This is a genomic window from Paenibacillus sp. J2TS4 (assembly GCF_018403245.1).
Classification (GTDB): Bacteria; Bacillota; Bacilli; order Paenibacillales; family NBRC-103111; genus Paenibacillus_L.
Window position 1 is genome coordinate 53045 of record NZ_BOSH01000016.1, and the last position, 17863, is coordinate 70907.

A 17863-nucleotide genomic window follows, 5' to 3' on the forward strand; every position below is an offset into this window, starting at 1 on the left:
AGTAAAACATTTTTACCATGATCGCTTTTTTATATATGATTTACTGCAAAAAAACAGCCCTCGCCAAGGAAGAGCTGTTTGTCAATTATATCCATCTATACCATGCCGCCGCTCTGCTCAATCAGATTTAACGCCTGATGATGAATCTCCTCATCCACAACGGCAACAAGCAGTATATCTCTGCCGGTTAGCGGATCCTGCCCTCCATCGCTCATTCCGCTGGCCGTTACATCGGCCGCGATCAGAACGCCCACGTCCTTGTTGGATACATCCGCATCGGAAGTGAGTGCTCCCAGTCCGCTAATATTTCCTGAGATTGGATTGAAGGTTTCCGAGACCGGCTCACCGGGAAAACGGCTGATTCGATCAACTTGCACATCGATAGCCCGCATAGCTTTCAGTTTGGCGGCCACTTCCTCAGCGTCCTGCGGATCTTTAAAGTAGGCCAATATGTTTTTTTCCGCCATTAAGATCCCGCCCTTTCATCGGCGGCCTCCGCCCGGGCCAGTGCCTCCAAATCGTCCTCGTCGGCCCATTCTCTGGAAAATTCCACATCCTCATTTTTAGTAACGGGAAGCTCCCGGCTTCTATTTTCGTTCTTTTCTTTTCGTTCCTTGCCACTGTTGTGCATACCATATCCCTCCACTTCCTGCCGCTAACCGCGGACAGATTTTCCTTCCCGCATAGTTTATCCCGTATGCATTCGGTTATGCAGAAGATTCCATTCCGGCGTGTCATGTCCTTGACGGCTCGCTCACACCCCTTATCCCGAGCTTTTCCCACCAGGTCAACAAAAAAAGGACCCATCGTCCTATGACGACCGGTCCTTCCTTATTCAGCTGATCTATTACTCCCCTAAAAATGCCTTTTTCATCCGCTCAAAGATCGATTGGTGCTGCTCGTGAGTTTTTTCTCCATTAAATTTAGAAAATTGACGAAGTAATTCCTTCTGCTCCTCGTTCAAATGCGTTGGAGTCACGACAACGACCTTCACATGCTGATCTCCCTGGCCATAGCCACGCAGCTTCGGAACGCCCTTCCCCTTCAAGCGGAAGTAAGTATCCGTTTGTGTTCCGGCTGGAATTTTCAGCTTGACCTTTTCCGTCAGCGTAGGAATCTCGATCTCGTCTCCCAACGCGGCCTGAGTGAACGTGAGCGGAACCTCGCAGTAAATATCGTCGCCTTCCCGTTCAAAAAACTCGTGAGGCTTCACCCGGATGACGATATACAAATCTCCCGGCGGGCCTCCCCGCGTTCCAGGCTCACCTTCGCCCGACACCCGAAGCTGGGCGCCTTCATCTACGCCAGCCGGAATCTTCACGTGAATTTTGCGGCGTTTCTTCACCTTTCCGGTGCCTTGGCAATCTCCGCACTTATCTCGAATGATTTGGCCTTGGCCATTACATTGGCTGCAGATCCTGCGGTTGACGATTCGCCCGAATGCCGTGTTTTGGATCACTTCCTGCTGCCCGGTTCCTTTACAGCCGGAGCAGGTTTCCGGTCGGGTTCCCGGCTTGGCGCCCGAGCCATGACAAGTATCACACGTTTCGGTACGCGGAATTTCAATGTCGGTTTCTTTGCCGAAGATCGCCTCTTTAAATTCAACCGTCATCGAATACTGCAGGTCACTTCCTCTTTGAGGGGCATTCGGATTGCGTCTTCCCCCTCCGCCGCCAAAGAACATATCGAAAATATCGCCGAAGCCGCCGAAATCCATGTTGCCGAAGCCGCCAGCACCGCCCATTCCTTGGTTAGGGTCAATATGGCCGAACTGGTCATAGGTTGCCCGCTTTTGCGAATCGCTCAGCACGTCATAGGCTTCCTTGACTTCTTTAAACTTCTCTTCCGCATCCGGTTCTTTGTTGACATCGGGATGGTATTGTCTGGCCATTTTACGAAACGATTTCTTAATCTCCTCGGGAGTCGCGTTCCGATCCACATCAAGCACTTCATAATAGTCGCGTTTGCTCATTTGCTCACCCCTCTTTCCACCGGCACTCTCATCTTCTATATATTTGGAACTAAAGAAAGGGATCATTCCGTTCCGAAGGAAAGTGCCTCCGAAGCTTCAAACATCATACTTCTACCCCAAAAAGTGAAGACGAGCTTCGAAGCGATTCCAGGTACTTTTCGGGGGCCCTGACCAAACCGAGCTCCTTATTTATGGGATGGGCCTTCGGATGGTGGGAATACAAAGCCAAAACTCGCCCTGGAAGCATCTTTCTTTCTCCACTCCATGATCTATTAAATCTTTAGTTCAACTTATATATCTATAGAGCAGCAATAGCATTAATTGTAATGAATAAGATAGCACCTTGCAGCAAGAAAAGTCAAAGTCAGGCCGGTCCCGACTTTGACCTCCTCTCGCTAACGATCACGCTTCGACCATGCCGGTTTATTTTTTCTCCTGATCGTCCACTACCTCATAATCGGCATCTACTACATTTTCTTTTCCTTTGCCTGCGTCTCCCGCTGCATCCTGTCCTTGGGCTTGCTCGGCTTGGGCTTGTTGGGAAGCTTGCTCGTACAGCTTAACCGAAAGCTGCTGAACGACCTCCGTCAGTTCTTCCGTAGCTTTCTTGATCGCGTCCAGATCGTCTCCTTCCAACGCCTGCTTCACTTTATCCTTTGCTGCGTTGGCTTTATCGATCTCGGAGGAATCCACTTTATCGCCGAGGTCTTTGATCGTCTTGTCAACCGTGTATACGAGTTGATCCGCTTCATTGCGTACTTCAACCATTTCCTTACGCTTGCGGTCTTCCTCGGCGTGCGCCTCGGCATCCTTCATCATGCGGTCGATTTCTTCATCAGACAGCCCGCCGGAGGAGGTAATTGTAATTTTTTGGCTTTTACCCGTTCCTTTATCGAGAGCGGATACGTTAACGATCCCGTTAGCATCAATGTTGAACGTTACTTCAATTTGCGGAATACCGCGCGGCGCCGGAGGAATTTCTCCAAGCATGAACCGGCCCAACGTTTTATTGTCGGCAGCCATCGATCTTTCGCCTTGAAGCACGTGGATTTCAACACTGGTTTGATTGTCCGCATAGGTGCTGAAAATTTGCGACTTACTGGTCGGAATAGTCGTATTGCGGTCAATCATTTTGGTAAAGACGCCCCCTGCGGTTTCGATTCCCAGAGACAGCGGAGTAACGTCAAGCAGAACGACATCCTTAACATCTCCTGTAAGAACCCCTGCCTGAATAGCAGCCCCCAGAGCAACGACTTCGTCTGGGTTAACCCCTTTATGAGGCTCCTTGCCGGTCAGCTTTTTGATGGCGTCCTGAACGGCAGGGATACGAGTCGAACCCCCGACCAGAACTACCTTTTGAATATCGTTCGGAGTCAATCCGGCATCGCTTAACGCCTGGCGGGTCGGACCGAGCGTTCTTTCTACCAGACCGGCTGTCAATTCTTCGAACTTGGCGCGGGACAGATTCATCTCGAAGTGCTGCGGAACCCCGTCAACCATCGTAATAAACGGCAGCGAAATGGTCGTCGTCAGTACGCCGGACAGTTCTTTTTTCGCTTTTTCAGCCGCATCCTTCAGTCGCTGAACAGCCGCTTTGTCCTTGCTCAGATCAACGCCCTGCTCTTTTTTGAACTCAGCTACCATATAGTCGATAATCATTTGGTCAAAATCATCGCCGCCGAGCTTGTTGTCACCGCTTGTCGCCAATACTTCGAAAGTTCCATCGCCCAGTTCAAGAATGGACACGTCGAACGTTCCGCCACCCAAGTCATAGACCAGAATCGTCTCCTCATCCTTCTCCAGACCGTAGGCCAGCGCCGCTGCGGTCGGCTCGTTAACGATACGGAGAACCTCCAGGCCCGCAATTTTACCGGCGTCTTTAGTAGCTTGACGCTGACTGTCGTTAAAATAGGCAGGAACCGTAATGACCGCTTGAGTCACTGTGCTTCCCAGATAGGCCTCGGCGTCGGATTTAAGCTTTTGCAAAATCATTGCGGAAATTTCCGGCGCAGTGTATTCCGTATCACCAATTTTCACTTTATGGTTTGTACCAATATATCTTTTAATGGACGCGACGGTTCCATCCGGATTTGTGATCGCCTGACGCTTGGCGCTTTCTCCAACGAGACGCTCTCCGTCTTTTTTAAACCCAACAACAGAAGGTGTCGTACGGTTCCCTTCCGGATTAGGAATGACAACTGCTTCGCCGCCTTCCATAACAGCCACGCATGAGTTCGTCGTTCCCAAGTCTATCCCAATTACTTTACCCATTCTACTCCTACCTCCTCAAATATGTGATATGCGACCAGATGCTTCTTAGTGCATATTAAATTACATACTTACCTTAACCATAGCGGGGCGAACGACTTTTTCTTTCAGCTTGTAGCCTTTTTGCAATTCCTCGACTATGATTCCTTCTTCATGCTCTTCCGACTCCACCTGCATAACCGCTTGGTGGTATTCAGGGTTAAAAGGCTGGCCGACCGCTTCGATCTGCTCCAGACCTTCCTGCTTAAGGACCTGATCCAGTTGGCGGAATGTCATTTCCAATCCTTTGACAAGCGCATCGAAATCATTAGTTTCCTTGCTGGAATCTATCGCCCGTTCAAAGTTGTCCACTACCGGAAGCAATTGTTCAATCAATGGAAGGGATGCATATTTGGCTGATTCCTCTTTCTCTTGCCGGGTGCGTCTCCGGAAATTGTCAAAGTCAGCCTGCGCCCTTAAATAACGCTGGTAATTCTCATCTGCTTCCTTCCGAAGCTCCTCCAGACGATTGTCCAGGATCGCTTCTCCCTCAGTCTGCAGCTCATCATCAGAGCTTGTCTTCGTTTCGGAAGATGCGGCTTGCGATTGTACACTGTCCTCGGACTTGCCTTGCTCAGCCTCGGCTTCTATTTCATCCTGCTTTAGGGTAGATTCCTTTTCCTTAACTGCGGCTTCTTTCTTTTTATCACTCACTAATGTTTCACCTCCTTAATCGCATCGCGTTATATCCAGCCGGCCTGTAGTTAGGCCTTAGTTTATCCTTTTTTCATTTTGACAACGGTATGAATTTTTAGTACCGCCGAGGCGACTTCGCCCGCCGCCTGAATCGCGTGAATCTTCACCAGAGCCGGATCAACAATTTGCGCCTGCAGGCTGTCGATCAGCTCTCCGGTGTCGCAATCGATCCCGATCGAATCGCTGCTCGTCTCCAATTGGCTCGCCTTGACCAGTTCCACCTTCTCGAGCGGATTGAAGCCTGCGTTGACAACCATTTGTGCAAGAGGCTTGCGCAAGGCGCGGGCGGCAGCCGATAGGCCGAACGCCTCCATCCCGTGGACGGTTTCGCGATAGCGCTCAATCTCTCTGGCGGCAGCTACTTCCATAGCCCCGCCTCCGGGAACATACCCTCCGCGAATCGCGGCTTGTACGGCAGCGGCGGCATCCATAGCGATGCGCGAATGCTCTCCCCCGACCTCCTCGGTGCTGGCTCCTACCAGAATGGAGACGAATGGACTGCCTCCGCCTTCTGCTATCTTAACCTTTTCCAGCCGCTCATCATACCCAATATGACCGGCTCGACCCAAAAAAACGGATAATTCCTGCCCCGTTTTATTCAACGCAGAGCGTCGAATTGGACGAGCGCCCGTAAATAGGCACAATTGACGAAGGTCGCGGCGGGAGACTCGGGTGAGCAAGAAGATTCCACGATCGGCGCAATACTGCTCGGCCTCCGGGTCAGCTCCGCGATCGATAGCAATGATCCCGATCCCCAGCTCCGCAATTTGTTCCAGCTGGCTGCGGAACCGTTCCCTTCTTTGCATATATTCCTTAAATCCGGATTCGGTATTCAAAGCTTCCTCGTCGGTTGTTTCCGGCTCGAAAGCATCCTGAAGCACCAATATTCGTTCGGCCGGCGAATCCGTCAGCCACGGAAGGATCGCAGGCTGCCGGTTAATTAAGATCCCCGGCCAAACCTCGCTTCGCTCCGTAGGAGAAGGAACGACCGCCTCCGCCAGCCGATAGGCGTCGCTGCGCAATTTATCGGCTCCGACAAGCTGCGCCGCATCGATGACCAATTGCGCGATATCTGTGTGCTCGCGTCCGGCCACATAAGCGATCTGACGCAGAATCGGGTCGTCCGTTCCGGACACTTCACGCGAGCGGTCGCGCAAGTAATGGACCGCCAGGCGGACTCCCTCCTGCATCCCCGCGACAACCTTGGCTACCGGCACGCCCCGAAGCACTTCTGCGACGCCCTCGGCGACCATGGCCCCGGCCAGTACGGTAGCCGTCGTTGTGCCATCGCCAACAAGCTGTTGCTGCGAACGGGCCACTTGAACCATGAGACGGGCGGCAGGATGGGAGACATCCATCTGCTCCAGAATAGTTGCCCCATCGTTCGTAATCAGCACTTCTCCCTGTCCGCCGACCAGCATCGTATCGAGCCCTTTGGGGCCAAGCGTCCCTTCGACCGCAGAGCAAATTGCGCGAACCGCTCCGGCATTATTCAACAACGCCGAGTGCCGTTCTTCTCCATCGGAATGGCTTTGCTTCGTTTGACTCATTCGCCGTCGTTTCCTTCCCCAATTATTTATACCAGCGCGCCAGAAGGAGCGCCATATCTTTAGACAGGTAGTCAAGCAAGCTGATTACCTTGCCATATTCCATTCTTGTTGGACCCAGAATGCCGATGGTCCCGAGACAATGTCCATCCACCGAGTACGTAGCGGTAATCAGACTGCAGTTATTGATTGCCGCCAATGAGTTCTCGCTGCCTATTCTGACCTGGATGCCTTCCGACATAGTGTCCAGCATCTTCAGGATCGCCGGCGCTTCCCCTAGTGTATCGAGAATAAGCTTTACCTTGTCAACATCCCGGAATTCCGGCTGCATTAGCATATTAGTAGCGCCGCTCATGTAGATCCGATCCTCTTCATGGTCTTCCAGGGCATTCTCAATAGTAAGGATCAGTTCTTCATACCCGTTTACATATTTACTTAATTCAGCGCCGATTTCGTTATAGAGCTTCGATTTCAACTGAAAAAGAGGGACCTGGGCCAACCTGTTGTTCAGTATGTTAACCGCTTTTTCCACCTCAGAGACGGCCATTCCCTCGGGTATTTGGACAATCCGGTTTTCTACATGTCCCGTATTGGTTACAAATATAGCCACCGCGGTGCGGTCGTCCAATGGAATAATTTGCAGATTTTTCAGCGTCGTGCTGAACACCTCGGGGCCCAGAACGATAGAAGTATAATTCGTCAGCCCCGAAAGAATAGTCGCCGCCTGCTGAAAGACCTGCTCCATTTCATGTATTTTTTCAGCAAAAAAAACCTTCATCACATTCAACTCGTGACTGGATAAGGTTCCATACTTTACCAAGTGATCTACATAATAACGATATCCTTTATGCGAAGGAATGCGGCCTGCAGAAGTATGCGGCTGCTCCAGGTATCCCAGTTCCTCCAGATCGGACATCTCGTTACGAATGGTTGCCGGGCTGAAGGCGACATCTCCCCGTTTGGAAATGCTTCGCGAACCTACAGGCTCGGCGGATCGAATATAATCATCGACGATAGCGTTCAATATTTTTCTTTGGCGCTCGGACAACATGTCAATCCCTCCCATGCAGTTGCGAGTGCAGTACATTTTGCGGCCATGGCTTCTTACGGCCACGAGGGTCGTTAGCACTCCACTTAATCGAGTGCTAAGCGTTACTACAAAAATACCAGACCCAAACGCCAGTTGTCAAGTTAATCCAATCGTCTGAGCACGGCAATTTCATCGCAGCAATGCTGTTTTTTACAATGGATGCAGTCGGTCCAAACCTTTTCCGGAAAAATATCTTTAGGAACGACTGTAAACCCCATTTTTTCAAAAAAAGCAACCTCATAAGTCAGCGCCATAACCTTCGGAATTTTCTTTTCTCCCGCTTCCTGCAGTAAATAATCGACCAGCCTTCTGCCAATTCCTCTTCCTTTGCAATCCTCTGCCACACCGAGCGAACGGATCTCAACCAGATCCTTCCCCAGCTGACACAAGGAACCGCAGCCCAGCAGCCGACCGTCTTCTTCAGCGATAACAAAGGAATCCAGGGAATATTTAAGCATTTCTTTGGACCGGGGGAGCATGATTCCCTTCTCCGCATAGCTTTGGATAAGAAGGTACAAGCTGTCCAAATCTTGCTCTTTCGCTTTTCTGCAAACTACCGCCATCACCATCACCGCCAATTTCAATCTTATAGAGGTTTTTCAAAAAGTCCCCTAACCCATTCGTACTCTCTATTTCTAGTGTTTTACAATATCGAGTTAAAAGATATAGGTATAAATATACAACACACTGAATAATTAACTCAAGATAAAATTCCGATAAATTCAGCAAAAACTTCATTCCCGAATAAAACGCCCTGCTCGGACAAGCGGATTCTGTCATTATCCACCTCCAGCAGCCCTCGTTCTATTAAGCGATTTACCGTAGGCCCGAATTCCTCCACCAAGGCAATCCCGAATTGACGGGCAAAATCAGCCTTCGACACTCCGTTCAGCACTCTCAAGCCGACCATCATAAAGTCTTCCATCGCTTCATTACGGGAGACCTCGAGAGCTTCCATCCGCGGAAGTCCCTGAGCCGCAGCATCAATGTATGCTTGCACCCCTTTGACATTGATATGGCGTCTTCCTTCCATATAACCGTGGGCTCCGGCACCGAGTCCGTAGTAGCTTCGGTTATGCCAGTACATTAAATTATGCCGGCTCTCATAACCGGGGAGGGCAAAGTTGCTGATTTCATATTGGCTGTACCCGGCCTCCTTAAGCTTGTTCATCGTCAGGAGGTACATACCGAGCTCGTCCTCTTCTTCGGGAAGCGGCAGCTCGTTTTTTTGATAGAGGGTATGGAACAATGTGTTCTCCTCCACCTTCAGAGCGTAAATCGAATAGTGCTGTAAATCAAGCTTAAGCGCCTTGTCCAGCGAGTCATTCATCATCGATACCGTTTGCTCGGGCAGACCCAGCATCAGGTCAATGGACAGATTGGCAAACCCCAGCCGCTTCGCATTGGCGATACTCTCATATACATCGTCCACCGTATGAATCCGGCCGATCCGCTTCAGCAAGTCCGGATTGAACGACTGGACTCCGAAGCTGATCCGGTTAACCCCGCCCGCTTTCATAACAGCCAGTTTATCCGCATCTGTCGTTCCAGGGTTGGCTTCCATTGTAAATTCAAAGTTATCCGTCCGATGGGGAAAATAAGTCTGAACGAGGCTTAAAAACCGTTCCATCTGCTCCGGCAGCAATACCGTCGGGGTTCCCCCTCCGACGAACACCGTTTCCACTAGCTCTGCCGGATAGTGCTCCACCGTCGCCTGCATTTCCCTCTCCAGCGCATCCAAATAATCGTTTACGGGCTGCCCTTTAAGCACATAGGTATTGAAATCGCAGTAATGACACCTATTGGTACAAAAGGGGATATGAATATATACCGCCCTGGCGGGTGTATAAAACGGCTTCATCCGGGCATCCTCCTGTCCATTTACTGTAGTTGCAAGGATAAACGTCTATCACCGTCCGTTGGACAGGCGCGTTTACCGATGAAATATAAGAACAGGGATAAGGTGATAACTTATATCTTCTTATATTTTGAAAAAAGGCAGGAAGGCGTGAATGCCTCCTGCCGGAATATATGCGACCGATGCTTGCGGGCATCGTCAGTTATCGTCCAAGCTGAGAACAGCCATAAACGCTTCCTGGGGAACTTCCACATTCCCGATCTGCTTCATCCGTTTCTTTCCTTCTTTTTGCTTCTCCAACAACTTCCGCTTTCGTGATATGTCTCCGCCATAGCATTTGGCCAGTACGTTCTTGCGCATCGCCTTAACCGTTTCTCTCGCCAGAACCTTCTGTCCGATAGCGGCCTGGACGGGCACCTCGAACATTTGGCGAGGAATCAGCTCTTTCAGCTTCTCGCATATTTGGCGTCCGCGATGGTAGGCGCGATCCCGATGAACGATGAACGACAGCGCGTCCACCTGCTCCCCGTTCAATAGAATATCCATCTTCACCAGGTTGGAACGCTTGTAACCCGACAAGTCGTAATCGAACGATGCGTAGCCTTTAGTCGACGATTTAAGCCGATCGAAGAAATCGTACACGATTTCCGACAAGGGAATGTCATAGGTGAGCGTAACCCGATTCGTGTCCAAATACTCCAGATTGATATACTCTCCGCGCTTGCTCTGACACAACTCCATAACCGTCCCCACAAAATCGTTAGGCACGATAATCGCCGCTTTGACAAACGGCTCTTCCACGTATTCAATCTTCCCTTGCTCAGGATAATCGGAAGGGTTGTCGATTTCAATCGTTTCACCGTTGGACAGCGTTACCTTGAAGATAACACTTGGCGCGGTCGTTATGAGCGGAATGTTGAATTCCCGCTCGATCCGTTCCTGAATGATCTCCATATGAAGCAAGCCAAGAAAACCGCAGCGGAACCCGAAGCCGAGCGCAGAGGACGTCTCGGGATCATAGCGAAGAGAGGCGTCGTTAAGCTCAAGCCGCTCCAACGCTTCCCGCAGATCGTCATAATCTGATGTCTCGATCGGATACATTCCGCAGAAAACCATCGGATTGATCCGGCGATAACCGGGCAACGGCTCCAGTGTCGGATTTTTGGCATCCGTTATCGTATCCCCTACACGTGTATCTTTAACATTCTTAATGCCGGCCACGATAAACCCGACATCTCCGACATGCAGCTCGTCCACGATCGTCATCCTCGGCATAAACGCCCCGACCTCGATCACATCGAACGATTTGTCCGTCGCCATAAATTTAATTCTGGACCCCGCCTTGATCGACCCATTAACTACCCTCACGTAAACAACAACCCCTCTGTAAGGGTCGTAGTGAGAGTCAAAAATAAGCGCCTTAAGCGGCTCATCCGGCTCTCCTTGCGGAGCGGGGACCTTGGTGACGATCTGCTCCAATATGTCCTTGATCCCGATCCCGGCCTTGGCGGAAGCAAGAACCGCCTCACTTGCGTCCAGACCGATAACATCCTCGATCTCTTGCTTGATCCGATCCGGTTCTGCGCTGGGCAAGTCGATTTTGTTAATCACGGGCAAAATCTCCAAGTCGTTGTCCAACGCCAAGTATACGTTGGCCAGCGTCTGGGCTTCTATTCCTTGCGCCGCATCGACGACCAGCAGAGCACCCTCGCAGGCCGCAAGGCTGCGGGACACTTCATAAGTAAAGTCGACGTGCCCTGGAGTATCGATCAGATTGAGGATATAGGTCTCACCGTCATCCGCCTTATAGTTCAAGCGGACGGCATGCAGCTTGATCGTTATTCCTCTTTCCCGTTCCAGATCCATCTGGTCAAGAACCTGATCCTGCATTTCCCTAGTCGTCAACGCTCCGGTATACTCCAGTATCCTGTCCGCAAGCGTAGATTTGCCGTGGTCAATATGCGCAATAATTGAGAAATTCCTAATGTTTTGTTGTCTTACACGAATATCCGTCATGCTTACCCCCAAAAGAGCAATATACAATGGCTATCATTATAGCATGTGGAGGGAACAGACATCAATGAGAAAGAAATATCAGCCGAATAACGAGTCGACCAAACTAACGAGTATTTTCATGACGAGCTCGCACAGCCAGCGAACGACCTCTCCGATTTTGTTCAGCAGCTTGTTCAAAAATGATTCCTGAATCCTTAGCTCGGGCTCCGGCCGGAACGGTCCGGCCGGAGAATTCCCCTCGCGGCCGAATTCATTCTTCGAAGCGGCACCGGCCGAGGCAGCGACTGTCATCCGGTCGCCCCCTTCTGTCTGACGTAGTCCGGTATCCGCTGCTTCCTTGGCCTCCGGTTCTTTAGAGGGGAGCGGCACGATTTCGGGGAGCGAGGAAATCGAATCGTTATCCGTCGACATCACGTCAATGCCATAGAATATGCCGGCAACGAAGATCATCCCCAAGAACAATAATCGGAAAGAGAATCGTTTCATGACCATCACCTCAATCGCTCGTTGTGCCGGCTGGAGCGTTTACTTTCTCCGCATTCCAATAAATTTCAGATATAACTTCCGCCAGAATATCTGCGGTTCTGTAGCTTTCCTCCAATGTGTTGAACGGCCCCCCAACCTCAATCAGTACACTATTGGGAGACAGAGATTGATTATATTCGGCGTCCCCTTGATGAGCCGATTTCCCCCAGATTCCCCTCGACAATCCTGGCATTTTTTCCTCCAGCTTATCGTGAATCCCCGCGGCGAACTGCTCGTTTTGCTGCCAGTCCGGATTTCTTTGCCCGATAATGAAGTAAACCTGGGCGTAATCGACCCCGTTAATGGTAACGGTCGTCTTATCACGAGGAAGCGAATCTCTATGGATATCGAATACGAAATTGATCTCCGGATGAGCGGCAAAAGCTTCCTTCACCGTACTTCGGGAATACTTATAGGATTTGTACCAGCTGTAATCCGCTTGGGTTTTCTTATATTCCGGACTGTAATCAACGGCTCCGACACCGTATTCCTCCAGCTTATCCGCCAATCGCTTGCCGACCAGCGTAATGTTCATGCTCTCATCGTAGGCTTTGTCCGCTTCCGTAATATCGAGCTCCGGAACCCACGATTCTTCATAATGAGTATGGTAGATCAGCACGACCTTCTTCCCTTGTGTCGTCTGTGCCTCCTGGGACGGAGGAGACGAAGGAGATGGGGAAGGACTGGGAATGGGACTGGGCTCGGGAGGCGGAGCTTGCGGCCCTTCTCCCTGTTGGGGATCCGTCCCGCCTGGAGATGGCCCGTAATCCTGCGGCGGTTCGGACGAAGAGGTTCCCCGAATAGGGGTTGCGCTCATTTTGCCAAGACCGGGAACTTCTCTGGCCAACAAGGTTTTAGGATCCTTGGGGTTAATATCGGTAATAAGGCGGAACACAAAGCCGAACACGTTCTCTCCCGAAAAAGTTGACTCTCTTTCCCGATTGAGCTGGGGAATCTCCAAACCGATCATATCGATAAAAAAATCGTTGGACACTTGTGCGGCCAAGCCTTTCATCGATGAGATGGGAGAATTCCGCAAGTAGCTTTGCGCATAGCCCCCCAAGCCTAAAAAAACAAAAAACAACAGCGTGCTCAAAGATAAAATGAGTAAGTTTTTGGTCATGGTTCGGACATTTTGCGCGGTTTTACGAATTTTGCTTAAATCCATCGTGAACGCTGTCCATTTCATATCGCTTCCTCCGATCCCGTTGTTAGTTTCATAGAGTGCGGCAACTGCTATCTACTAACAAATCTATGAAACAGAAAAGGAAGATAGAACTTAGGACGGCGGCGAAAATGTTTTATGTCCTATTTGCGACTATTTAGCCATCTATGCCTCAGTTGGGTGCCAGAGGCAGATTAGTTGCAGTGTTGCGTCCTGCAAGGCAACAATGTTTACTTGCTGTTGAGGCCGGTTAGGTGCAGTGTTGCGCCGGTGAGACAAATTAGCCTCCCCACTAACAATCGACTGCAATTGTACAGTCGTTTTGCCCAGAATCCGCTCTTTTTAATACAACGCCTGCAATTCTGCAGTCAAATCTTTAGATCCGTCCAATTTCGGGCCTAAATGACCGAATCTACTGTACATTTGCAGTAGATCTGGCGAAATGAGATCAAAAGTTGCCCATCGACTGCACATTTGCATTCCTTTTATAACACTTGAGAAGAGATGCTGCTTTCACCTTGAGATCTATCCATTCTGTATATATCAAGCGGAAACGGCTGCAGCTGTCCTCTACTGGCGGAATAACGTTTCGCGGTGATCCCCATGATGATGGGTGTTAATCTTGTACATTCTGGCATTAAAAAACGGACGATACACTCGTCCGCTGCTACTTCGTATATTCTTGGATGGCATAACGAATTTCTCTAAGAGATGACAGAGTCAGAAACGCTCCTTGCGGCTTGGTCTCTACCTCTACTACATTAAATGACCAATCGTTCGGTGCCGGCAAATAGATAGAGTGAATGCCGGCTTCCAAAGCAGGCAGCACATCCGTCCGCATCGAGTTGCCGATCATCCAGGTCTGTTTGCGGTCAAACTGGCTGCTCTTCAGAATACCGTTCAACGCTTCCGTATTTTTGTGCTGGCGGACGAACATCCGATTCTCGAAGAAGGGTCCGATCCCGACCTGCTTTACTTTCTTCTGCTGAATGGCGGGAACCCCCCCGGTATACAGGCACAACAGATGTCCATCTGTTTGAAGCTCCGCCAATGTTTCCTGCATATACGGATACGGCTCAGCCTCTTGGTCGTATACGGACCAGCCCAGTTCACGCAGCCAATCCATTTCTTTAGGAGAGCTCAGCCGTCCGTAAACGGCGGCAAAGTGCGAATAAGTATCCACCAACGATTGGGGAAAATGCTCATCGGTAAACCCGTTCCGGGTGACCCCGGAAATATCGATTTCCAGCTGCTTTTGTTTAATTTCTTCAGCAGCCAGCCCGTAATCTTTAAACCATAGTTCCAACTGGTCGGCAAATTGATCGATAATGCTCTGAAAATATTTGTTGCAATGAATTAATGTATCGTCCAGATCGAACAACAACGTTTGCTTTGTCATAACTATTACCCCTTAATCTGACTATCCCTCTAATATATCAAAGGTTAGCGAAAAGTTCTATGCATACCGTTTTTTAAAATGGAATCTATTCCAAAGAAAATCAGAGAGGTTTCAAGTACGTTAGACATGGGTCTCCCGTTAAAGCGACTATGACAAGCGGTAAAATCTACTAAGAGAATATACATCATTTTTGAACAGAACCAGTAAATTTTTATCGCCTGTTGTTCAATTCCAAGCTGTAGTATCGTAAAGCTCGGCGAACAATCTTACCGGATCGCTAAAGATTTGCTGCATGCGGATAGAAGGTGCATGCAAGTACGTCTTGAGGGAGCCTCTCGCCCGAAAAGGTAAAAAGACATGCAGAAATACATGTCAATTTACGAGAATCCGCAAAATAGGGTAAAAGACGTGCAATACTACAGGTCTTTTACCACCCAAAGTGGAAAATCGGCCAAATGGCTAAAATGACATGCACTTTTGCCGGTTCTTGTTTCCCCGGGGCTTGCAATCGTAATAGAACGAAAGCAAGTTAATGGCGATCGTTACAATACGGAAGCGAGGCTAGCTGAAGCCTTCCGCTTCCGTATATAATCAGTGAGTATAGGCCGAGACGTTATCCATATCAACCGCTTCGTGCAGCGCCGCATTCAGGCCGCTGGCAATAATGTGGGCAATATCTTCAATGAATTGATCGATTTCCTTTGGAGTCACCAGCAAATCATGACCGAGCGGGGCAAGAACCTCCTTAACCAATTGAAGCCGCTCCTGTTCCTGCAGCTGATCGAGCATACCGAGGATTTGCCCGGTCTGATCGGTCAGCTTTTGAAAATGATTGGCCATCAGATCGATGCTGCTATTGACGATAGTCGAAGCATATACGACCGTAGGCACACCGATGGCAATGACCTTCACACCAAGAACCTCTTCGGTCAGCCCTTTGCGTTTATTTCCGATGCCGGAGCCAGGATGAATGCCCGTGTCGGCAATTTGGATGGTCGTATTTACCCGTTCCAGCGATCTGGAGGCCAAGGCGTCGACCGCAATGACAAGATCCGGCTTGGTCATCTCTACAATGCCTTGAACGACTTCACTGCTTTCAATTCCGGTTATTCCCAGCACCCCTGGGGCAACCGCACTGACCTGGCGGTATCCGGGACTGACCTGGTCTGGCATCAGCTCAAAGTAATGCCGGGTAACCATGCAGTTCTCCACCACCAAAGGGCCAAGCGAATCCGGCGTGACATTCCAATTGCCCAGTCCGATAATGAGCACTTTATCTTCCGGTCCGATTCCGGTTTCTTTAAGAAAGGCAGCAAACTGCTGAGCTAATTTCGTTGTCACGCGATTTTGCAGCTCGCTGTCCTTTTCCCTTAGCTTCGGTACTTCGACCGTAATATAGTTTCCCGGAAGCTTGCCGATGGATTGGCCAGCTTCAGGGGAGGTCACCCTTATTCTCGTAAAACGGATTCCCCCCTCCTCTTCCGTCTCGGTTTCCAATCCAGGCAAATCCTCTCCAAACTGCCGGGCAGCCATTTCTCTCGCTTCCAACGCTAAATCGGTTCTAACCGAATAGGCACTCAAATCCATTCCTTCGAATCTCCCTTCACTTGCAATCCAATTTCTCCTATTGTGTCATGAAAACCTCTTCATTATGCAGCCGGTCAACCAGCAAAATGAGCTCAAAGGGACCTCTCGGCCGGTCTTCCAAGCGCGGCAAAGGGAGTTCATAGCGACCCTAAGGCGACTATTGATTTTTGAAGTTCAGCGTGGTAGAATGTTTAAAGTTGTCAAGAACTTGGGTGAACCACTTGATTGAACTGGTTTTCTGGAACTAGGAGGTGAACGAAATGCCAAACATTAAATCCGCTATTAAACGGGTTGCTACGAACGAAAAGCGTCGTTTGCAGAACGCTTCCCAAAAGTCCGCACTCCGTACGGCAGTGAAAGCTTTTGAGCAAGCAGCTGATAGCAACAACGTAGAAGCCGCTCAACAAACGCTGCAAGTTGCCGTTAAAAAATTAGACAAGGCAGTTACCAAAGGCCTGATTCATAAAAATGCGGCCAACCGCAAAAAATCCCGCCTGGCGAAAAGATTCAACCAATTAAGCGCTCAAGCTTAAGATATGAAGCTTCCATTGCGGTAGCCATACTTATATGAGAACTCGAACAAAGTCCAAAGAACTTCTTTACGAAGTGCTTTGGACTTTATTAGTTACCGAAGATTACCCGCCCCCATCATCCATCCCCCGCCTATCTAGCCGGCCATGTCCAGGAGCAGAAGCTCCAGGCCAAATCCTTTATCTATTTGACCGCTTTTCATCCGATAATCCAAATCTGCCAGCTTGGACATAATTCCGTTCAGCCGCCCGGAATCATATTTCCGGGCCTGCTCTGCCGCCAGCTTGACAGCATAGGGATGCGCTCCGATCGTGCCGGCAATCTGCTGATGGGAATAGCCCACCTGAACCAATTCCTTCACCTGCATAATCATTCGGAATTGACGGGCCATTAGAGCAATGATTTTAATCGGCTCCTCCCTTTGCTTGAACAATTCATGAAGGATATCCAGAGCTTTGGCGGTGTTCATGCGCACCATTTCGTCGATCAGAATAAAGATGCTTTGCTCTGTCGTACGAACGACCATTTGCTCAACCAGCTTTTCCTCCACTTCCCCTCCAGTGCCAACATATAAAGACAGCTTGTCCAGCTCCATAGCCAGATTCTGCAAATCGGTCCCCCCATACAGCAGAAACCTCTCCATAGCCCCAGCCGCAAAGGTCATGCCTAGCCGCCCCGCTCTCCGGGCAACCCAGTCCGCTAACTCCTCCGCAGATAACGTCGGGAAAGCGAGCAGGGCTTTCCGTTCCTTTAAACCTTTAACCACTTTTTTGCGTTCATCCAGCTTATCGGCGTCCACAATGAGAATGAGAACCGTATAATCTACCGGATTTTTCATATAGTCCGTTAATCTCTCTACCCGATGCTCCTGCTTGGACGTATCTCGTGAACCGGTCAGGAATTGGGCATTGGACGCGATTACAATCTTCTTCGGAACAAGGAATGGGACCGTTTCTGAATCGTCGAGAACAGCGTCCAATGGGGTTTCGTTCAAATCGTACCGACTGATCGCAAACTCCTTGTGCTCCGGTTCAACCAGCTTATCGATTAAGAAGGTAATAAATTCTCCTCGCCGGTAAATTTCAGGACCATAGCATACATATATAGGCATGACCTTGCCGCTGTCGATTTCCTTAACCACATGTCTGTAACTCATACTTCCCACCTCAT

The 17863-nt window shown here is 49.8% G+C and carries 16 protein-coding genes; 1 reads left to right on the forward strand and 15 read right to left on the reverse strand.

Annotation, left to right across the window (positions count from 1 at the left end; translation table 11 throughout):
- Positions 1-95 precede the first annotated feature (95 nt).
- The 14 genes from KJS69_RS25020 to gpr form a co-directional block, all read right to left on the reverse strand.
- Complete coding sequence (locus KJS69_RS25020) at positions 96-467, reverse strand: hypothetical protein (protein WP_213586536.1); 372 nt, start codon at positions 465-467, stop codon at positions 96-98.
- A complete protein-coding gene (locus KJS69_RS25025; RefSeq protein ID WP_213586537.1) occupies positions 467-631 on the reverse strand; it encodes a YfhD family protein in 165 nt (54 codons plus the stop codon). The genes KJS69_RS25020 and KJS69_RS25025 overlap by 1 nt, the downstream gene beginning before the upstream one ends.
- Positions 632-847: 216 nt before the next feature.
- Positions 848-1972, reverse strand: a complete 1125-nt coding sequence (gene dnaJ / locus KJS69_RS25030; RefSeq protein ID WP_213586538.1) for a molecular chaperone DnaJ — start codon at positions 1970-1972, stop codon at positions 848-850.
- A 423-nt stretch (positions 1973-2395) separates the two neighbouring features.
- Positions 2396-4243 (reverse strand): molecular chaperone DnaK, encoded by a 1848-nt coding sequence (gene dnaK / locus KJS69_RS25035; RefSeq protein WP_213586539.1) that lies wholly within the window; start codon positions 4241-4243, stop codon positions 2396-2398.
- A 60-nt stretch (positions 4244-4303) separates the two neighbouring features.
- Positions 4304-4933, reverse strand: a complete 630-nt coding sequence (gene grpE, locus KJS69_RS25040) for a nucleotide exchange factor GrpE (protein WP_213586540.1) — start codon at positions 4931-4933, stop codon at positions 4304-4306.
- Between the two features lie 62 nt (positions 4934-4995).
- Entirely contained in the window at positions 4996-6525 is a 1530-nt protein-coding gene (locus KJS69_RS25045) for a TCP-1/cpn60 chaperonin family protein (protein ID WP_213586541.1), read from the reverse strand.
- A gap of 22 nt (positions 6526-6547) precedes the next feature.
- Complete coding sequence (gene hrcA, locus KJS69_RS25050; RefSeq protein WP_213586542.1) at positions 6548-7573, reverse strand: heat-inducible transcriptional repressor HrcA; 1026 nt, start codon at positions 7571-7573, stop codon at positions 6548-6550.
- Positions 7574-7713: 140 nt separating this feature from the next.
- Positions 7714-8175, reverse strand: a complete 462-nt coding sequence (locus KJS69_RS25055) for an N-acetyltransferase (protein ID WP_213586543.1) — start codon at positions 8173-8175, stop codon at positions 7714-7716.
- A gap of 137 nt (positions 8176-8312) precedes the next feature.
- Entirely contained in the window at positions 8313-9473 is a 1161-nt protein-coding gene (gene hemW / locus KJS69_RS25060; RefSeq protein ID WP_213586544.1) for a radical SAM family heme chaperone HemW, read from the reverse strand.
- 195 nt (positions 9474-9668) lie between these two features.
- Entirely contained in the window at positions 9669-11486 is a 1818-nt protein-coding gene (gene lepA, locus KJS69_RS25065; protein WP_213586545.1) for a translation elongation factor 4, read from the reverse strand.
- Between the two features lie 78 nt (positions 11487-11564).
- The gene (locus KJS69_RS25070; RefSeq protein WP_213586546.1) at positions 11565-11972 is read right to left on the reverse strand and encodes a hypothetical protein; all 408 of its coding nucleotides are present in this window, start codon (positions 11970-11972) and stop codon (positions 11565-11567) included.
- A gap of 10 nt (positions 11973-11982) precedes the next feature.
- Positions 11983-13200 (reverse strand): stage II sporulation protein P, encoded by a 1218-nt coding sequence (gene spoIIP, locus KJS69_RS25075; protein ID WP_213586547.1) that lies wholly within the window; start codon positions 13198-13200, stop codon positions 11983-11985.
- A gap of 643 nt (positions 13201-13843) precedes the next feature.
- Entirely contained in the window at positions 13844-14575 is a 732-nt protein-coding gene (locus KJS69_RS25080) for an HAD family hydrolase (RefSeq protein WP_213586548.1), read from the reverse strand.
- Between the two features lie 591 nt (positions 14576-15166).
- Positions 15167-16162 (reverse strand): GPR endopeptidase, encoded by a 996-nt coding sequence (gene gpr / locus KJS69_RS25085; protein ID WP_213586549.1) that lies wholly within the window; start codon positions 16160-16162, stop codon positions 15167-15169.
- A 260-nt stretch (positions 16163-16422) separates the two neighbouring features.
- On the opposite strand from gpr, the gene rpsT reads away from it, so the two are divergent.
- The gene (gene rpsT, locus KJS69_RS25090; RefSeq protein WP_213586550.1) at positions 16423-16695 is read left to right on the forward strand and encodes a 30S ribosomal protein S20; all 273 of its coding nucleotides are present in this window, start codon (positions 16423-16425) and stop codon (positions 16693-16695) included.
- Between the two features lie 134 nt (positions 16696-16829).
- On the opposite strand, the gene holA is transcribed toward rpsT, so the two are convergent.
- Positions 16830-17849, reverse strand: coding sequence for a DNA polymerase III subunit delta (gene holA, locus KJS69_RS25095; protein ID WP_213586551.1), 1020 nt, complete (start codon positions 17847-17849; stop codon positions 16830-16832).
- Positions 17850-17863: the final 14 nt, after the last annotated feature.

Excerpts from the sequence above, each read along its gene's own strand:
- KJS69_RS25020 (WP_213586536.1), bottom strand. The coding sequence starts at position 467 with ATGGCGGAAAAAAACATATTGGCCTACTTTAAAGATCCGCAGGACGCT.
- KJS69_RS25025 (WP_213586537.1), bottom strand. The coding sequence starts at position 631 with ATGCACAACAGTGGCAAGGAACGAAAAGAAAAGAACGAAAATAGAAGC.
- dnaJ (WP_213586538.1), bottom strand. The coding sequence starts at position 1,972 with ATGAGCAAACGCGACTATTATGAAGTGCTTGATGTGGATCGGAACGCG.
- dnaK (WP_213586539.1), bottom strand. The coding sequence starts at position 4,243 with ATGGGTAAAGTAATTGGGATAGACTTGGGAACGACGAACTCATGCGTG.
- KJS69_RS25045 (WP_213586541.1), bottom strand. The coding sequence starts at position 6,525 with ATGAGTCAAACGAAGCAAAGCCATTCCGATGGAGAAGAACGGCACTCG.
- hrcA (WP_213586542.1), bottom strand. The coding sequence starts at position 7,573 with ATGTTGTCCGAGCGCCAAAGAAAAATATTGAACGCTATCGTCGATGAT.
- KJS69_RS25055 (WP_213586543.1), bottom strand. The coding sequence starts at position 8,175 with ATGGCGGTAGTTTGCAGAAAAGCGAAAGAGCAAGATTTGGACAGCTTG.
- hemW (WP_213586544.1), bottom strand. The coding sequence starts at position 9,473 with ATGAAGCCGTTTTATACACCCGCCAGGGCGGTATATATTCATATCCCC.
- lepA (WP_213586545.1), bottom strand. The coding sequence starts at position 11,486 with ATGACGGATATTCGTGTAAGACAACAAAACATTAGGAATTTCTCAATT.
- KJS69_RS25070 (WP_213586546.1), bottom strand. The coding sequence starts at position 11,972 with ATGAAACGATTCTCTTTCCGATTATTGTTCTTGGGGATGATCTTCGTT.
- spoIIP (WP_213586547.1), bottom strand. The coding sequence starts at position 13,200 with ATGAAATGGACAGCGTTCACGATGGATTTAAGCAAAATTCGTAAAACC.
- KJS69_RS25080 (WP_213586548.1), bottom strand. The coding sequence starts at position 14,575 with ATGACAAAGCAAACGTTGTTGTTCGATCTGGACGATACATTAATTCAT.
- gpr (WP_213586549.1), bottom strand. The coding sequence starts at position 16,162 with ATGGATTTGAGTGCCTATTCGGTTAGAACCGATTTAGCGTTGGAAGCG.
- rpsT (WP_213586550.1), top strand. The coding sequence starts at position 16,423 with ATGCCAAACATTAAATCCGCTATTAAACGGGTTGCTACGAACGAAAAG.
- holA (WP_213586551.1), bottom strand. The coding sequence starts at position 17,849 with ATGAGTTACAGACATGTGGTTAAGGAAATCGACAGCGGCAAGGTCATG.